This window comes from Paenibacillus sp. FSL R10-2788, assembly GCF_038003885.1.
Lineage (GTDB): Bacteria > Bacillota > Bacilli > Paenibacillales > Paenibacillaceae > Paenibacillus_AQ > Paenibacillus_AQ odorifer.
This window is the reverse complement of record NZ_JBBOQA010000001.1, coordinates 6726759-6744350: the sequence shown is the minus strand read 5'-3', so window position 1 is coordinate 6744350 and position 17592 is coordinate 6726759. Positions and strand designations below refer to the sequence as shown.

At 45.4% G+C, this 17592-nt stretch carries 15 protein-coding genes; all 15 read left to right on the top strand.

Annotated elements, in window-relative coordinates; all coding sequences use genetic code 11:
- The first annotated feature begins 208 nt into the window (after positions 1 to 208).
- Positions 209 to 1507 carry a GntP family permease gene (locus NSQ50_RS29940; RefSeq protein ID WP_076218260.1) on the top strand — a complete coding sequence of 433 codons (1299 nt, stop codon included), beginning with the start codon at positions 209 to 211 and terminating at the stop codon, positions 1505 to 1507.
- 33 nt (positions 1508 to 1540) lie between these two features.
- Positions 1541 to 2692 (top strand): glycerate kinase family protein, encoded by a 1152-nt coding sequence (locus NSQ50_RS29935; protein ID WP_076222377.1) that lies wholly within the window; start codon positions 1541 to 1543, stop codon positions 2690 to 2692.
- A 108-nt stretch (positions 2693 to 2800) separates the two neighbouring features.
- Positions 2801 to 3835 carry a CdaR family transcriptional regulator gene (locus NSQ50_RS29930; RefSeq protein ID WP_076181893.1) on the top strand — a complete coding sequence of 345 codons (1035 nt, stop codon included), beginning with the start codon at positions 2801 to 2803 and terminating at the stop codon, positions 3833 to 3835.
- A gap of 92 nt (positions 3836 to 3927) precedes the next feature.
- Positions 3928 to 5283 carry an MFS transporter gene (locus NSQ50_RS29925; RefSeq protein WP_244886406.1) on the top strand — a complete coding sequence of 452 codons (1356 nt, stop codon included), beginning with the start codon at positions 3928 to 3930 and terminating at the stop codon, positions 5281 to 5283.
- A gap of 67 nt (positions 5284 to 5350) precedes the next feature.
- Positions 5351 to 5569 (top strand): hypothetical protein, encoded by a 219-nt coding sequence (locus NSQ50_RS29920; protein WP_036682196.1) that lies wholly within the window; start codon positions 5351 to 5353, stop codon positions 5567 to 5569.
- Between the two features lie 28 nt (positions 5570 to 5597).
- Positions 5598 to 6287, top strand: coding sequence for a hypothetical protein (locus NSQ50_RS29915; RefSeq protein WP_036682194.1), 690 nt, complete (start codon positions 5598 to 5600; stop codon positions 6285 to 6287).
- Positions 6284 to 7486, top strand: a complete 1203-nt coding sequence (locus NSQ50_RS29910) for a glutathionylspermidine synthase family protein (protein WP_036682191.1) — start codon at positions 6284 to 6286, stop codon at positions 7484 to 7486. Before NSQ50_RS29915 ends, NSQ50_RS29910 begins: the two co-directional genes overlap by 4 nt.
- A gap of 69 nt (positions 7487 to 7555) precedes the next feature.
- On the top strand, positions 7556 to 8149 hold the full coding sequence (locus NSQ50_RS29905; protein WP_232061559.1) for a hypothetical protein: 594 nt from the start codon (positions 7556 to 7558) through the stop codon (positions 8147 to 8149).
- On the top strand, positions 8146 to 8538 hold the full coding sequence (locus NSQ50_RS29900; RefSeq protein ID WP_038573772.1) for a DUF350 domain-containing protein: 393 nt from the start codon (positions 8146 to 8148) through the stop codon (positions 8536 to 8538). The genes NSQ50_RS29905 and NSQ50_RS29900 overlap by 4 nt, the downstream gene beginning before the upstream one ends.
- Positions 8539 to 8655: 117 nt before the next feature.
- Positions 8656 to 9639, top strand: coding sequence for a potassium channel protein (locus NSQ50_RS29895; RefSeq protein ID WP_306456170.1), 984 nt, complete (start codon positions 8656 to 8658; stop codon positions 9637 to 9639).
- A gap of 136 nt (positions 9640 to 9775) precedes the next feature.
- Complete coding sequence (locus NSQ50_RS29890) at positions 9776 to 11821, top strand: catalase (RefSeq protein ID WP_076222376.1); 2046 nt, start codon at positions 9776 to 9778, stop codon at positions 11819 to 11821.
- A 169-nt stretch (positions 11822 to 11990) separates the two neighbouring features.
- Positions 11991 to 13145, top strand: coding sequence for a glycosyl hydrolase family 8 (locus NSQ50_RS29885; protein ID WP_076222375.1), 1155 nt, complete (start codon positions 11991 to 11993; stop codon positions 13143 to 13145).
- A 31-nt stretch (positions 13146 to 13176) separates the two neighbouring features.
- On the top strand, positions 13177 to 14730 hold the full coding sequence (gene wsfD, locus NSQ50_RS29880; protein WP_076140644.1) for a glycan biosynthesis hexose transferase WsfD: 1554 nt from the start codon (positions 13177 to 13179) through the stop codon (positions 14728 to 14730).
- Positions 14727 to 16277 (top strand): hypothetical protein, encoded by a 1551-nt coding sequence (locus tag NSQ50_RS29875; RefSeq protein ID WP_076140646.1) that lies wholly within the window; start codon positions 14727 to 14729, stop codon positions 16275 to 16277. The genes wsfD and NSQ50_RS29875 overlap by 4 nt, the downstream gene beginning before the upstream one ends.
- Positions 16278 to 16305: 28 nt before the next feature.
- Positions 16306 to 17556 carry a glycosyltransferase family 2 protein gene (locus tag NSQ50_RS29870; protein ID WP_076140648.1) on the top strand — a complete coding sequence of 417 codons (1251 nt, stop codon included), beginning with the start codon at positions 16306 to 16308 and terminating at the stop codon, positions 17554 to 17556.
- The last annotated feature ends 36 nt before the right edge of the window (positions 17557 to 17592 follow it).

Here is a 17592-nt window from a genome sequence, read left to right as displayed (position 1 = left end):
GTCTAATTCATGTTAAAAGACCAAGCTCTGGTGTGCTGAAACCTAAGCTTGGTCTTTTTCTCATGCTCAGAGCTTGTGCATATGCACAAAAAAATAGGTTGTCCCGTCAATATTATTGGGTTTGTAAGCGCAGTATACTCAGTTTAGAAAGCGTTATCAAATTACACACTGTATAGTGTCAAATTCTTATACTAGGGGGCAACTAGAGATGGAAGGCACAGTAATTAACTGGATGGGTGCGATTGCGGGATTGATTCTGGCCGTCGTATTGATTTTCAAAAAGGTTAACCCGGTCTACGCACTCTTTTTAGGCGCGATTGCCGGAGGAATATTAGGCGGGGCATCCATTGCAGAGACAGTACAATATGTCATCGACGGAACGAATAGTGTTATGGGTGCAGTTGTACGTGTTCTCGCAGCTGGTGTGCTGGCCGGGGTATTGATTGAATCAGGGGCAGCCGAACGAATGGCCGAGACCATAGTAGATAAGCTTGGCGAAAAGAAAGCGTTATTATCTATAGCGCTGGCAACTATGATTATTACAGCGGTAGGCGTATTCATCACAGTCGCTATCATTATTGTCGCTCCAATCGCTTTGTCCGTAGGTAAGAAGATCGGCATTTCCAAAACCGCTTTGCTGCTCGCACTGGTCGGTGGCGGTAAAGCCGGTAACATTATTTCACCGAACCCGAACACCATTGCCGTAGCTAAAGGCTTTGATGTAGATTTGGCTCAGGTCATGATTCATGGATTCATCCCAGCCATTGCGGGTCTGATTGTCACTGTTATTATTGCTAATCTGCTGGTCAACAAAGGTGTGAAAATTGCAGAGGGTGACGTTGTAACTAAAGAGGAAGACAGTACTAAGGTTAAACCTAGCTTTGGCCGTGCCATCGTCGCTCCAGTTGTCGCTATTTTACTTCTAGCCATTAACCCAATCGGAAATATTCTAAATATTGAATTGCTGAAATCATTTAAAGTCGATTCTATGATCATCTTGCCTCTTGCCGGCATTATTGGATTGATTGCTATGAAACAAACGAAGAACATCATTTCTTTTACAACCTCAGGGTTAAATAAAATGACAGGTACAGCCATTATCTTGATTGGTGCTGGTGCTATTGCTGGTATTATCTCAAAATCGGATTTGAGTGCTACTGTTGTAGATGCAATAACGGCTATGGGGATTTCCGGAACGTTCCTTGCGCCAATTGCAGGGATCCTGATGGCGGCTGCTACAGCATCAACCTCTACGGCTTCTATCGTGGCTGCCGGATCATTTGGTCCCGCTATTCTTTCGATGGGCACAGCGCCGCTAAATGCAGCAATTATGGTGCACACCGGGGCTACAGTCATTGACCATCTGCCACACGGTAACTTCTTCCACGTGACCGCTGATTCCGTTAAGATGAACATTAAGGACCGGATGTCACTGATTCCTTATGAAAGTCTCGTGGGTCTGACGATGGCTATCGTCGCCACTATATTATACGGCTTCATCCTATAATTTATATTTGCAACTAGAAGGGACGGATATTCTATGAATAAAGACTTTGTCATCGTATTGGCACCGGATTCTTTCAAGGAAAGCATGACAGCCAAAGAAGCTTGTGAAGCCATGGAAAAAGGCATTCATAAAGTAAATTCTAATATTACTTGTATTCATGTACCCATGGCAGATGGCGGCGAAGGAACGATGCAGTCCTTGGTCGATGCAACGGAAGGTACAGTATATATAACAAAAGTTAAAGGGCCACTGGGCAATGAAGTTAGCGCATCCTACGGAATCACAGGAGACGGGCTGACAGGGGTGCTGGAAATGGCTAGTGCGAGTGGCATTCAGCTGGTATCCCCTGAGACACGTAACCCGTTGATTACAACCACCTACGGGACAGGACAATTAATCAAAGCATGTCTGGATCGTGGGGTCAGCAAGCTGCTGATCGGTATCGGTGGCAGTGCCACCAATGACGGAGGCGCCGGGATGGTGCAGGCATTAGGCGGCAGGCTGCTGGATGCCGAAGGCAATGAGCTGTTGTTTGGTGGTGGTGAGCTCGGCAGATTAGCCCGTATTGATCTGAGTGGATTTGACCCTCGCCTTAAGGAAGTACAGGTTGAAGTGGCTTGCGACGTTACGAATCCATTATGTGGTCCGACCGGGGCTTCCAATGTATTTGGTCCGCAAAAAGGGGCTACTTCGGATATGATCAAACAGCTGGACAGCAATCTGCATCATTATGCGAGTGTCATCAAAGAGCAATTGGGTTTCGATATTATAGATATGCCTGGTGCTGGTGCAGCGGGTGGCCTTGGGGCAGGACTGGTGGTGTTCTTAAACGGAATATTAAAAAAAGGCATTGAGCTTGTGATCGACTATACTGGACTTGAAGAAAAAGTGCAGCAGGCGGACATGGTGTGGACCGGGGAAGGAAGCATCGATTTCCAGACCCAATATGGCAAGACTCCGCTTGGCGTTGCTGAGGTAGCTAAGAAATATAATAAACCTGTGCTGGCTTTTGCGGGACGGATCGGCGATCAGACGGAAGTGTTGTATGATAAAGGGATCGATGCTATTTTTGGCATCATGCCAGGTGCAGCTTCATTGGAGGATGCCTTGAATAAAGGGCAAGAGAATCTGGAAAGAACGGCTGAGAATGTGGCTAGGTTAGTCATGCTGAACCAAGGAAGCTGATTGAATTATACAAAGTGATAGAGGGGCTGACTGAACGGAGTCAGCCCCTTTTTCTTTTTTAAGGTAGAAGCTTTCTGAGTAGAATATAAAGGGACAGGAGGTACAGACATGAAGATATCGAAATCACTTGCAGGACAAATAGCACAAGAAATGATGAGCGTAGTTCCTTATAACATTAATGTTATGGATGAGAGCGGCTTTATTGTAGGAAGCGGAGATCTCAAACGGGTCGGAACCTTACATGAGGGAGCGAGAATAGCCATTCAAAGTGGGCATGTCTTTGAAGTGTACGAGGATGGCAGCGGCATGAAGCCGGGGGTGAATGAACCCATTATTATAGATCATAAAGTTTTGGGTGTGGTAGGTATTACGGGACATCCAGATGAGGTTAGGCCGTTTAGTAAGCTGGTCAGAGTCACTACTATATTACTTATTGAGCAGGAAGCAAGGAACAAGCTGGAACAGGATGAGCGAGTAAAACGTGTGAAATTTTATCATGAATTGTCTTATCGTAAAGAAGCATATGATCTTGAGTTTCTGGAACGGGCGGGCAGCTATGGGCTTGATCTTAAGAAAAAATGCTGGGCGATCCTTGTGGAAGGCGATGTGAACGGAAAAGAATTCAAAAATGTATTTAGGTCTTATCCACATTACTGGAATTTGGAGAATGATAAGGCGGTTTTTTTCATAACGGATGTTTTTCTTTATAAAGAGCTTATAGGAAAACTAAATTCATGTGCGAATGTGGGGCGAATAGGTTCTGGCGAAGCAGAGGAGTTAGCTGCTTATTCACTTGAACAGGCCCAGGCGGCGATTAGTGTTGGTAGTAGAGTCGACCCGCTCAAGATACTGTACACTTATGAAGAACTAAGATTCTTAATTCATCTCTCCTATGACGGGGCAGAACGGCCCGGGACGATTTATGCTCTACTGGATCAGTCGGGCGATAAGACAGGCCTGATTGAAACACTGCAAGTATTTATTGCTGAGAATGGGGACCATAATCGTACTGTACAGAAGCTGAATATTCACCGAAATACACTGAACTACCGGCTTAATCGCATTCATACATTAACGGGCAAAAATCCACGCAACTACATGGAGTTGTTTGAATTGTTGTGCGGATTGATGTGGCGTAAGTAGTCTAAATCCCCCTATTCCAATTGCCATCCTGATTTTATAGGCATAAACTTAGATAAGCTTGTATAGATAAATTAGGACAGGGATGGATAGGAATGAATGAGAAAGTAGTAATGAATGATAAAGTAGTCATGCCATTATGGACCATGTGCCTTTTTATCGTAGTGATGAACACAACGATGTTTAATGTATCACTTCCAACCATTATTCAGGATCTCCAAATTTCTGCTGATCTAGGTTCATGGGTAATTTCGAGCTATTCGATTGGATATGCTTTATCGACGGTTATTTATAGCCGCTTATCAGACGTGGTGCCGATTCGGAGACTTTTGACCGTTGGCTTAATTACTCTTGGGTTAGCCTCAGTGTTTGGATTATTTGCGCATGACTTTAATACATTATTGATAACGAGAATAGTACAATCTGCCGGCGCGGGTGCGATGGCTGGATTGGGTCTCGTACTGGCCAGCCGTTATGTACCTATTGAAAGACGTGGTGCGGCTATCGCCATGATCTCCGCAGGGAGTGCAATGGCCTTTGGGTTGGGCCCTATTTTCGGTGGCGTCATCAGTCAGTATTTTGGCTGGAATGGGTTATTCGGAATTACTTGCCTTGTGCTTGTTGTATTGCCAGTGCTGCTGCGGTTATTACCTAAGGAACAGCCTCAGCCTGCAAGCTTTGATGTTATTGGGGCGGCGTTGACCGTTGTAAATGCGGCAAGTCTGCTGGTAGCCGTAACTACCCAATCTCTGGTATGGTTAGCAGTGGGCATAGTATCTATTATCGTGCACGCTTGGTATTTGAAGAAGGCGAAGGAATCCTTTATTAACCCGCAGCTGCTAAAAATGCCGGGATACTTGAAGCTAGTTACCATAGGCTTTTGTATTCTGGTGCTGAACTTGGGGAATTTGTTCCTGATGCCGCTTGTGCTCGCTAATCTATTTGGTAAATCGGCGTTGATGATTGGTTTGTTTATCGCACCTGGTGCGTTATTATCCGCATTTCTTACCCGTTTTGTTGGACGTTTTATTGACCGGTATGGCAACTTGCGCTTCTTAATCATAGGACATTGTATCCTTGCCGCTGTTATGGCTGCATTTGCGCTGAACCTTTCTGTATCTCCTGTAGTTCTTCTGCTTGGTTATCTTTGCTTCTCTCCTGCCTTCTCGGCGACAATGGCATCCTTAAATAATGAAGCTTCTCGGGTTCTTCCGCGAACTTGGATTGGTTCAGGTATGGGGCTTTTACAACTGATTCAGTTCTTTGGAGGTTCTGTATCTGTTGCGGTCTGTGGGCTGTTGCTGCATGCTCAGCGTGATCTTGCGCCGGCAAAAGCATATGAGCATGTATACGGACTGTTGCTTCTTGTCAGCTTGTGTTCGTTAGGAGTTCTCCTTTTATACAGACGTTCTTATTCCAAAAGTAATACTGGGCAATCTATACAAGCTTAGAACTGAAACGAAAAGGTGATAAAAACGTATCAGATGCTATAGCAGATATAAGGAAGGAATGGTAATAATGGATAACGGGATGAGTGTAGTTTTAATCGAAAAAATGCCAGAGGGTGATCTGCGAGTAATTGAAGAGCGTACGTGGAGCATGAATATGATAACTGCACTTGAACATGTCAATTATATAGTGGTGGGCAGTAAGGAATATGAAGCGGTTGAAGGACGGCTGAATGTGGATGAAGGCAAGCTGGAGCTTTTGCTTGTTCCGATGCACACTGAGGGATAGAAGATCATCAGGGAAGGAGAACCTTACGATGGCTAAAGAAGAAAGGGATAAGGAATTGCCTGCATCAAAATTATTTACCGCCGATGGCAAACCCATCCGTGTATTATCAACATCGCTAGGCATAGCCTTATTAGCGAATGCTATGTTTATTCCTGGCGGAGCGGGGGCTAGCGCGAATACTTCTGCGGGCGAACCACAGCTAGTCTCTTGGTCTAATGAAGAGGTTAAAGCTTATTTTGATAAAAATGTGGATTGGAATATTCCCTACCCCGAAGAAGGTACGAAAGAGGTAGAGGAGCAAGGCCAAGGCGTAGTAACTTCAAACGGGACAACTGTAGTGAATAACTATGGCGGTTATCATTCAGGTTTTGGCTGGACGGATTTGCTTCTGTATCATATGTTGTTTAACAGCGGTGCCAATTACTCCTCCAGAGGATGGGCTAAGGACCGTCCTACCTATTATGGAGGCACGAGAACCACTTATAAACCACCTACTTATAGCAGCGAAAAGTTTCAGAATAAAAAGGTGCCCGGTTCTGTAGTGAAACCTAAAACCTCAACCTCATCCACGGGTTCCATCACGAGAAGGGGTTCCTCTTCGAAGACCGGAATCGGGGGCACTTCCAGTGGCTTAAACTCTTCGAAGAACTCTAAATCAAGCTCAGGCTCGAAATCTTCATCGAGATCAGGTTCAAGCAAGAGTGGTTTCGGCGGATGAGTGATCAGCAGAGCGTGTTTGAGATCCTGGATTTGTCTGATCTGGAGCGGGGCCCACGGGTACAAGCGCTGTATGAGCTTGGGTTCACTTGGGCAGATCTAGAGGAAGAAGAGTATTGGATGGATGCAATAGCTGTGATGCGCAGCGACATTTACAAGGAGCTTGAGGAAGCCTCCGCAAAGCTTTGGGCTATCCTCGATAAGGCGGTTCGGTATATACATCTAAAACGCGATTTGTATGAGCTACTGGGCATTCCCCCTGTTCTTTGGGAGATGCTTGATGGGTCTCCTATTCCGGAAGAAGGCTTAATCAGCCGGTATGCAAGGTTTGATTTTGCGATAGCTCATGATGGAACCATCAAGCTTCTGGAACTGAATGCCGATACACCTACAGGTTATGTGGAGGCTTCCATAGCAACACCTTGGATCTGTGAACAGGCGGGTGTGGCTAGTCCAAATCATGCGATGAAGGAACAACTTGCCGCAGCATGGCAGATAGAACGTCCAGATACCGCAGCTTGTGTTGCTTATGGGTCCCATCTTGAAGATTCAGGTACGATTGAAGCCTTGGTCAGACATAGCGGACTTACTATTCAGTGTGTGGATTGCCTCGACCTGTGGGTCGATGAGGGCATTCTGAAGGATGGGGAGGACCGGGTGATACAGCGGATGTTTGCTCTATATCCTAAAGAGTGGATGGCCGTCGATGAAGGTGGAGATGCACTTGCCTATGCCGTTGAGCAGGGAAATCTTCAGCTTTTTAATGGACCTCACAGTATCCTGTTGCAGTCTAAGGGATTGATTGCAGCTGTGTGGGGAATGTATGAGCTTGGCTTATTATTTGACAATGAAGAGCGTGAGGCGATCTCACGTTATATTTTGCCGACTTATAATAAGCCTGTGTTCTCTGGCAGCTTTGTGTCCAAATCTGTATTTGGCCGCGAAGGCGGTTCTGTACGTCTCTTTGACGATAGTGGAACTCTGGAAATTGAGGACGAAGAGGGTTATGATAGCAGTCAGCTTTTTCCCTCTGTATATCAAAAAAGAGCTGAACTAGCCCGAATACACACCGCCGAAGGTGAATTCCACCTACTGACAGGCATGTTCGTCATTAATGGGAAGCCGTGTGGGCTGCTCGGCCGGGCTGGCGGACTGATTACGGGCAATGCCAGTCATTTTATCGCGTTGGGAGTGAGATAGTTGGATAAAAGTAAGGCTATAAACAAGTCGTCTACTAGATTAGTAAAGGCCCGGATCGGCGCTTTATGTATGATGCTTCTAACGGTGCTGCTGCTTAGTGCATGTTCCAGTAATCAGGGGAGTGTGTTTGATTCAGGCACTGCCGAAACTTCTGACAGTGTTGCACGGGTACCTTGGGATTACCGGGTTGTGGAGAGTACTGTAGGTGATCTAATTGGCAGCGATATGACGGTGTTGCCGGATAATGAGCTGCTGCCGAATGATGAGAATTATGCTACTGGCGATAAAATATGGACATTGCAGTTCATGGACGCTGAGCTGATCACAGATGCTGACCAGCGCAATGAAGTCCGCCTATCTTCCTGGACGACCATTAAATCGTATCCCGATGAAAAAACAGCAGTAGAGGACCTTACCAACCTTAAGGTATCGGTAACTACGGATGTTGATCTTGTAGGAGTATACAAGACAAAATATAATGAGAAGACAAGAAACTTTGCCGTCCTTGAGCTGCCTTCCGGCAACCGGATCAAGCAGCCGATAGACGATGAGCGTTATGCAGCATTAGAGAAAGAAAAGACCGCTTCCGTAGTCCTTGAGGAAGTACATGATTTCGCCGATTATGACTCGGCATATGCGAAATTTCGGGGGTGGGCAAAGTGACGATTGTTGTTAATTTGATAGTCAGTATATTTGTGATTATTCTTCTGCAATTGTTGGGTATGGTTATCTTTGGCTTGATGACCCCGTTCAAGGATATGGAAGAGCTGAAAAAAGGGAATGTGGCTGTAGCTCTAGCGCTTGGCGGCAAATTTCTCGCCACAGCAATTATCATTGGAGTAGCGGCGTATACGAATACCTCTATTCTGCATATGATCATTTGGTTTGCTGTCGGTTATGTGTGCCTCATCGCTGCTTACTGGATTTTTGAATTGGCGACACCAAGCTTTAAAATTTCAGAACATCTGGAAAAAGGCAATGTGGCAGTAGGCACTATGCTCTGCTTGGTGTTTATCGGCACAGCGTTTGCAGTCAGCAGTTTGATTGTTTAGTTCAAAAATCGCAGATGAACATGGATAAGGCTGCCCTCAGTAATAACCTCGAGAGGCAGCTTTATTAATGTGAGGAAGGGATGGCAGATGCATTTTTTTCTGAGAATATCCACCAGGATGATGCGTTTACGCAAACGGTCGATCGGTTTGATTATTTTGATCTTTATAATTCTTAGCGCATCGATAGCTTACCTGCTTGAACCGAGTACATTCCACAACTGGTTTAATGCCTTCTATTGGGTCATGACAACGATGGCCACCGTTGGGTATGGGGATTATTTTGCCGAGACTGTAGTTGGTAAGCTATTCACCATGTTTCTGTATATTTTTGGGATTGGTCTTCTCAGCTTGGTTATTGGCAAGGTCATTGACTCTATTGCAGAAGTGCAGAGAAGGAGAGGAGCAGGAACATTGAGCTTCCGGGGAAAGGATCATGTGATATTAATCAATTGGAGTAAGAAAGCACAAGCTGCGGTAGATGAGGTGTTATGCTATTCACCTAAATGTCATATCGTCATCATTGATGAGATAGGACGGCATCCGCTGGAGCATATGGAACAGGTCCACTTTGTGAGCGGTGATGCTTCCAGCGATGAGATTCTCCTTAAAGCTAACATACACGAAGCCCGGGCAGCCATTGTGTTCGGAGACACACGGATTGATGAAGCATCGCTAATTGACGGGAAGTCTCTGCTTATCGCCTCCAGCATTGAGCGCATAGCGCCACAAGTACATACTACCGTAGAAATTATGCAGGAGAAGAATATACAGAATTTCAGGCATGTTCAGGTCAATGAATTCGTTCTGTCGCATGATGCCATTTCTAGATTGGCTGTCCGATCCGCTCTACAAGAGGGGAATTCAGAGGTGATTACGCAGCTGCTGAGCCGCCAGTATGGGGATGATATTTATGAGATTCCAGTGAATAGTGCATGGAAGACCTATGGGCAGGCGTTTCAGGAATTGCTCCTTCAAGGTGCAACTTTACTCTCGGATCGTAGTGACCTTAGCATCAATCGCAAGCTGGGCCAGCCTATTCCTAAAGAGGCTAGATTATATATTGTTTCGGATGAAGAGACGTACCGGAGAATTAAAGGTTAGGTCAGAGATAAGCGAGTAAGCGGATTTTCGGGAGAAGGGCTTCTCGGAATTCCGCTTCTTTTTGTTTGCCGTTCCTTCCTTAAGGGTAAGAGATGAATATTATCGTTACTCTACCTTTCGGAAGGAGCCATTGTTAATGAGTGAACAGCAAAAAGTGAACGGAAATAGCAAAAATGAGCAACTGGAACAGTTTCGCAGTAAGGACGAAGGTCACGCTTTAACAACCAATCAGGGATTGAAAGTGTCCGAGGATGAGTTCTCCCTAAAAGCCGGTGACCGGGGGCCAACCTTGCTGGAGGATTTTCATTTTCGGGAAAAAATGACCCATTTCGATCACGAGCGGATTCCTGAGCGGATCGTGCATGCACGCGGATTTGCCGCCCACGGGGAGTTTGAAGTATATAAATCGTTGAAAGAATATACGAAGGCGAAATTCCTTCAAGATCCGTCCGTAAAGACCCCGGTGTTTGTCCGGTTCTCAACGGTAGCAGGATCACGGGGTTCAGCCGAAACTGTGCGGGATGCCCGGGGCTTCTCGACCAAATTTTATACCGAAGAAGGCAATTATGATTTGGTAGGCAATAATATGCCGGTCTTTTTTATACAGGATGCGATTAAGTTCCCTGATCTAGTGCATGCGCTTAAGCCGGAGCCGCATAATGAAATGCCTCAGGCGGCATCAGCCCATGATACCTTCTGGGATTTCATCGCCAATAACCAGGAATCGGCCCATATGGCGATGTGGCTGATGTCTGACCGCGCCATTCCGCGAAGCTTCCGGATGATGGAAGGGTTTGGGGTTCATACCTTCCGTCTGATCAATGAGCAGGGGAAAGCACATTTTGTTAAATTCCATTGGAAACCAGTGCTTGGTGTACACTCTTTGGTGTGGGACGAAGCACAGAAAATATCAGGAGCGGACCCTGACTTTCACCGACGTGATTTATGGGAATCGATTGAAGCCGGCAACTTTCCGGAATACGAGCTGGGCTTTCAGCTTCTTAGTGAAGAAGATGAATTCAAGTTTGACTTCGACGTGTTGGACCCTACAAAGCTATGGCCAGAGGAAGACGTGCCCGTGCAGATCGTTGGGAAAATGACCTTGAACCGCAACGTGGATAATGTTTTTGCCGAAACGGAGCAGGTGGCTTTCCACCCTGGACATGTAGTGCCTGGTATTGATTTCACCAATGACCCCCTACTTCAGGGCAGACTATTCTCTTATACGGATACCCAGCTGATTCGGCTTGGGGGTCCTAACTTTCATGAATTACCGATTAATAGACCGGTGTGTCCTTTCCACAACAACCAGCGTGACGGATATGGGCGGCAGACGATTAATCAGGGCACTGTGAGTTATCATAATAATTCTCTGGCCCAAAATACACCGAGACCTGTCCCAGAGGCTGAAGGCGGTTATGTGCATTATCAAGAAAAGGTTGAGGGCCGTAAGGTACGGAGCCGGAGTAAAAGCTTTGAGGATCATTTTTCACAAGCCAAGTTATTCTGGAATAGTATGAGCCCTCCGGAACAATTGCATATTATCGAAGCTTATTCTTTTGAGCTTGGGAAGGTTAAGAGTAAGTCGGTCCGACAGCAGGTCGTAAATATGCTTGCTAACATTACCTCCGAGCTTGCTGTACCTGTGGCAGAAGCCATTGGAGTAGCGGCTCCAGAAGTTGGCGGTTCTGAGGTCACTCAAGCTTCCCCAGCCTTAAGTCAAGCTAATACGAAAAAACATCCCAACACGCGGAAAGTAGGCGTGATTATCGGGGATGGTTTTGATGAAGCTGCGGTAATGCCTGTATTGGACACGCTTATGGGAGCTGGGATTCAACCGGAGCTAATCAGTGATAAGCTTGGATTTATTAAAGGCTCAAACGGCACAGAGCTTGAAGTCATCCACACCTTATCCACTACAGATTCGGTGCTCTTCGATGCGATTTATGCGGCTGGTGGAAATGCAGAACGCAAGAAATTCCATAAAGATGCAGCGCTATTCCTCAACCAAGCATATGCACATTTTAAACCCATCGCGATGACCACAACACTTGCTGAGCTGCTTGCAACAGATGAACACAGAAGCAGTCCGGGCGTCGTAATAGGCGATGGTGGGGAAGTTTTTGCGGCTAGCTTCGTTGCGGCCATTTCTGCCCATCGTTTTTGGGAACGTATGGAATAAAGTAAATAGATGATAGAAAAAGAGGGGTCTGCTCGTCAGAAGGCGTGTGGATGCCTCTTTTTTTCATCTAATGGTTTCATAAATTTAACATTTGGATTAAGTATGTGATGTATATTACCGTTATAGATAATACTAGGCAATATAAGCAGATGCTTAGGGAGGTGATTTTTTGAGGAAAGAGATAGCTGTTGCTGTAGTGGTACTTATAGGTTTTACAGCATTAACAGCATGCGAGCAAACAGAAACGCCGGCATCAACACCCTCGCCCTCCGCGAATGTTCATACAACAGAGCCACCGAATCCTACGGGTTCGGCTAATAATGATGTGGGGGACCATTCACAGGAATTGGATGCTTTAGAGCAATTTATTGTTACGAAGCTTACCGGCTCGTCCGGTGTTTATACGAATTTAATTGAAACAGAGCAATCCGGGGAAGCGGCAAGCGGCCATGAGATTCTAAGTGAGTCTGCCTCTCTGAGGATGCTGGCAGCCGTACGGAGTGGTGAGAAAGAGCGATTTGCAGAAGAATGGGCGCTGGCTAAGCAAACCTTTGATATGAAGGGCGGTTTTAGCTACCGATATAGCCCTAAACAGCAGAAATTATATCCTGTGAATGCTGCCGTTGATGACTTACGTATCATTCGTGCGCTTTATGAAGCGGGGGATACGTTTAGGGATAAACACTATACAGAGGAAGCGGATAAGTATGGTGAAAGATTTTATAACTATAATGTAAAAAATGGATATATGTATGACTTCTATGATGAAAATTACAAAAAAACCAACACATTCGTTACTTTATGTTATATTGATTTAGGTACAATGCGAAAATTGTCGGTTTCTGGAGAATCTCGTGACTTTTTGTTGAATAATATGAGCGTTATACTGAAAGATGGATATTTATCAGATGAGTTTCCCTTCTATGAAACAAGGTTTAATTATGAGAGTGGAACCTATACTTCGGAGAATATCAATACAGTAGAATCGCTACTGTCTATTCTGGCTTTGGCAGAGGTAGACCAGCAGAAATCCTCCAGCATTGATTATATCAAGCAGCAGGTCGAAGCTGGCACATTATATGGACAATATTCGCGTGAGGGAAAGCCGCTTAACGATATTCGCTCAACAGCCATTTACGCTATTACGGCTATGATTGGTGCCGAGATCGGAGACGATGCACTCTATCGCAAAAGCATTGAAAGAATGAACGAGTTCAGAATAACCGATGCCGGCAGCTCACTGTATGGAGGCTTCGGCGATGTAGCTAGTGGCCAAGCCTATTCCTTTGACAATCTGATGGCATCATTGGCCTATGTCTATTAATTTAAACCTATAGTAACGAAGGTGAATCTGCATGATAAACAACACGGTGAAGTCACCTCTGAGGCAGGGGATGACACTCGCTAACCTACCTTTGCCATTGTCCCCGGCTTTTATCACTGCTGTTGGAGTGTTGCTTATAACCATCATAGCCTTATTTACCGCCCCGTATGTCGGAATGGCGGATAATGGTGATTTTTTTCGCAGCATCTATAGTAACGGAATTTATTTCAATCTGCCGGATTATGACGAGCAATACTTTGGTTATTTTGTAAAGCAATATGGAATCTTTCAATATTTTAATGAGAATGGCGCGACATTATTTTCTTCGCAGTCCCTATTTATCAAGCTGGCCATTGGACTTAATAAGCTGTTTTTTAGCAGCGAGGTTTTCGATATCCGGTTTCAAGCAGTCATTTATACGATTTTATATGTTGCGGCGATCTACTTATTAATAGAGGCTGTTACATGGGGGATGACCCGCAAGCAGGGATGGGTCACTGCAGGTATTGCTATTTTTATATTTGGAGATACCGGGTATACCGCTTATTTCAACTCCTTTTACGGCGAGAGCGTCGTGATGATCACGATGATTACTATGTTCGCAGCTTGGTTGTTGTTATATCAAAAAAGATACAATGACTATGTGCTGCTGGCCCTGTTCTTGATCAGTACGATCATCCTGACTACTTCCAAGCAGCAAAATGCGCCAGTGGGTATAATCATTGCGGTTCTGGGGTGTTCGCTCCTTTGGATTCGCAGGGATAAAATATTTCGCATTCTGACAATGGTTTCCCTTGCTTTGATCCTGTTCGCGGGTGTGTTCACCTATTTGAATATCTCGGATGAGTTCGTGAATATTAACCAGTTCCATGCCATGACCCGCGGGGTGCTGAAGGATTCCTCCGATCCGGAGAAGGCACTGAAGTCATTCGATATTGATGAACAATATGCCATCTTGAAGAATAGCATTTATTACGAGAAGTACGGAACTATTGATGTGAATTCACCAATCCTCCAAGAGAACTTTTACAGTCGTTACGGATTTGTTTCGATCCTTAAATACTATATATCGAATCCGGATCAGCTTAACTCGATTCTTAATGTTGCTGCTCAAAGTGCATTCTCGATTAAACCAGCGGCGATGGGCAATTATGAGCAATCCGTTGGGAAGGAATTTCGAGCACAAAGTCACTTTTTTACTGGATATAGTCAGCTGAAAAAGGCTTTGGCACCACGAACGATAGGTTTTATCTTCCTTTGGACAGTGCTTGTCATTGGTCTGTATATGCCTTCCCTCGTAACAGCCATCAAGGCACGCAATTTTAGAGGATTGCAGCGGATGGTATTGATTGTCGCTACGATAGGCATTGGTCTTTCAGGCATTTTTGTATCGATTATTGGTGCCGGTGATGCCGACATTTCCAAGCATGAATTCTTGTTCACTTTATCTTTTGATTTGGTGACCTTTCTGACAGTATCTAGTGTGATCGGACGCAGATTCTCGAAAAATCGCAAAAAGCCGGTTAACGAAAGTCCCACCACTTCTAGTCCATATACAAAGCCTCAAAAGGATGTGAGTGTTTGAAGCGCAGAGGGATCTTATACTGTATATTGCTGCTGACCCTGAGCTTAACCATCCTATTGCTTCCCGCCACTCCTGTTCAATCTGCTGCATCACCACAACAAGTCTTACTGCTCTATGACAGCCTTGCCAAGGGGACCGCTAAGGATGGAAATGTGACTGAACTTCAACGTCTGCTGGCGGCTTACTCGACAAGGGTTACACTTCGAAGCCTAGATCAATACGAGCAGGGGATGCTGAAAAATTACTCCAGAGTGATCATGGTCCGTAACGAAGCGGATATTTCGATCACGAATAAATCCTATATAGAGGATTGGGAGCATTATCAGGGGCAGTACTTGCATATTGGGTACAACCCACCCGCTAGTCTAACGAAGGCGTTACAGCTAACCACTGATGTGATCTATGACGGGAGTGCTGAGCTCGAAATTGGACAGTTCTCCGGAATTCAGGCTAAGGTGCAGGATATGCCTTATATTGTAGCGAGTCAGGCGGTCAAATCCTTCGGGCAACTCTCTTTTGCGGAGGAGGGTCTGCAAGCACCGTACGCTGTGAGTAAGGGGAATGATACATATGCCCCATATTTTGAACAAGGGAATGTCAGTACGCTGGGGATGGCGTATGTTCTGAAGGATTGGCTCCATATCACTGCTGCTCCTAAAATGTACCTTGCGATCAAAGAAATCTATCCTTTCTCTGATCTGCGATTGCTGGCAGAAACGGGTGAGCGGCTATATCAACTGGGGATTCCGTTTCTTGCAAGTGTGCGGCCTGTGTTCAGCAATACCGATTATCCGGCCATGCAGCGCTATTTAGTGGCCATGAAAAGTGTGCAATCCAGCAATGGAAGCATTCTGGTCAATGCCCCAGTGGTGATGCCAACGATAAGCTCCAGTGACCATACGCTTAAAGGAAAGATGAATGATTTCATCAATCTGTTGGCCGAAAACGGGCTTGGGCCGCTTGGAGCCGGAGCGGAGATGCATTGGTCGTATGACAAAGAGTATTCAGAAGCGGGGATGAGCTTTTTTGATTCCGTGGTGTTATATCCGGATGAACAGATTGATTATATGGAGCAGAGCGACACCTCTAAATCCTTTCCATCCTCTTTATATAGCGTTCCGCTGGAATTTCTTCAGGCTTTGCATACATCCAATAAAGTGATCCCGCAATTGCCGCTGGATACTGTAATCACCGTCGACATGCCCGAGGATGAGCGTCAGCTTGAAGAAATGCTGCAAAGTCTGGAGCGGAATTGGGTTTCTTTTGCCGATTATAAGCAAGAAGAGCATCAGGTGGTTACTGATCAGAACACAATCTCCTCATTAGATGGAATGATTTCTATTAATGGACAACCTCTAAGCCTGGACTATACACCGGAAACAGTAGATAGCGATTATCGCTACACAGAGGAGCAGCAAAAGAGCTTCACCCGACTTTTTAATATTCAGAATCAATTTTTTATTGTTGTGATCATGATTTCTCTGCTGCTGTTTGGCGGATTGTTGATGATCGGATACCGGTTATATCGCAGAAAGTTTTTGAAATGAGACAACTAATCGTGATTTGGAGGACCCTATGACGATTTCAGACGTGCTGATGGTGATTGCGGTGATCTGTATTTGGTCTCTGCTGCTGGTGAATGTGACCCTCATTATCGCGGGCTATCTATATTACATTAAATCCGAAAATGAGGACATACCAGAGATAGAGGGTGAATATCCTTTTGTTTCAATTATGGTTCCCGCTCACAATGAGGGGGTAGTGATTTGTAAGACGGTTGAATCTCTGCTGGCGCTGGATTATCCGCAAGATCGGTATGAGATTATTGTGATTAATGATAATTCCTCTGATAACAGTGCTGAGCTGCTTGCGGGCGTACAATCCCGAAATCCGGGGCGTCAGCTGGTAGTCATTAATACGGATGCAGTTACAGGAGGCAAAGGCAAATCCAATGCCTTGAATATAGGCTTTACCAGCTGTAAAGGGGAGCTAATCGCCATTTATGATGCCGACAATACTCCGGAGAAAACAGCTTTGCGTTATCTGGTTGCTGAGATCATGCATGATTCCAGCCTCGGTGCGGTGATTGGGAAGTTCCGGACCCGTAATCGTGATGCAAGTTTACTGACCCGGTTCATTAATATTGAGACCTTATCCTTTCAATGGATGGCTCAAGCGGGGCGCTGGAAGCTGTTCAAGCTTTGCACTATTCCGGGAACAAATTTCATTATGCGCAGGTCTATTGTGGAAAGCATCGGTGGCTGGGATGTCAAAGCGATAGCCGAGGATACAGAAATCAGCTTCCGGATTTATATGATGGGTTACCAAATCAAGTTCCAGCCCAAATCCGTCACGTGGGAGCAGGAACCACAGACCCTGAAGGTCTGGTTCAAGCAGCGAACCCGCTGGGCGAAGGGCAATATTTATGTCATTGTCAAAAATATCCCGCTGCTGTTCAATAAATCGGCCGCAAAGGTGCGGTTCGATATTCTTTATTTTCTATCCATTTACTTCTTGTTGCTGCTGTCGTTAATCACCTCGGATGTGCTGCTGATCCTGCATGCTTTGGGTTATGTGCATACTACTATTGCAGGTCTTAGTAATTTCTTATGGCTGCTCGCTATTATTTTATTCGTTGTGGGGACCTTCATTACGCTAACAACAGAAAAGGGCGAGATGAGCTTGTCCAATCTAGGGATTGTAATGTTGATGTATGTGTCTTATTGCCAGCTGTGGATGGTTGTCGCGGCTAACGGATTATATCTATACCTGAAAGACCTCATCTTCAAAAGAGAAGCCAAATGGTATAAGACGGAGCGCTACTAACGAGGCACCAAAAAGTCATATGAGAAAAATGTAATC

What these genes read in the sequence shown, in the direction of transcription:
- NSQ50_RS29940 (WP_076218260.1), top strand. Translation starts at nt 209, where the DNA reads ATGGAAGGCACAGTAATTAACTGGATGGGTGCGATTGCGGGATTGATT.
- NSQ50_RS29935 (WP_076222377.1), top strand. Translation starts at nt 1,541, where the DNA reads ATGAATAAAGACTTTGTCATCGTATTGGCACCGGATTCTTTCAAGGAA.
- NSQ50_RS29930 (WP_076181893.1), top strand. Translation starts at nt 2,801, where the DNA reads ATGAAGATATCGAAATCACTTGCAGGACAAATAGCACAAGAAATGATG.
- NSQ50_RS29925 (WP_244886406.1), top strand. Translation starts at nt 3,928, where the DNA reads ATGAATGAGAAAGTAGTAATGAATGATAAAGTAGTCATGCCATTATGG.
- NSQ50_RS29920 (WP_036682196.1), top strand. Translation starts at nt 5,351, where the DNA reads ATGGATAACGGGATGAGTGTAGTTTTAATCGAAAAAATGCCAGAGGGT.
- NSQ50_RS29915 (WP_036682194.1), top strand. Translation starts at nt 5,598, where the DNA reads ATGGCTAAAGAAGAAAGGGATAAGGAATTGCCTGCATCAAAATTATTT.
- NSQ50_RS29910 (WP_036682191.1), top strand. Translation starts at nt 6,284, where the DNA reads ATGAGTGATCAGCAGAGCGTGTTTGAGATCCTGGATTTGTCTGATCTG.
- NSQ50_RS29905 (WP_232061559.1), top strand. Translation starts at nt 7,556, where the DNA reads ATGATGCTTCTAACGGTGCTGCTGCTTAGTGCATGTTCCAGTAATCAG.
- NSQ50_RS29895 (WP_306456170.1), top strand. Translation starts at nt 8,656, where the DNA reads ATGATGCGTTTACGCAAACGGTCGATCGGTTTGATTATTTTGATCTTT.
- NSQ50_RS29890 (WP_076222376.1), top strand. Translation starts at nt 9,776, where the DNA reads ATGAGTGAACAGCAAAAAGTGAACGGAAATAGCAAAAATGAGCAACTG.
- wsfD (WP_076140644.1), top strand. Translation starts at nt 13,177, where the DNA reads ATGATAAACAACACGGTGAAGTCACCTCTGAGGCAGGGGATGACACTC.
- NSQ50_RS29870 (WP_076140648.1), top strand. Translation starts at nt 16,306, where the DNA reads ATGACGATTTCAGACGTGCTGATGGTGATTGCGGTGATCTGTATTTGG.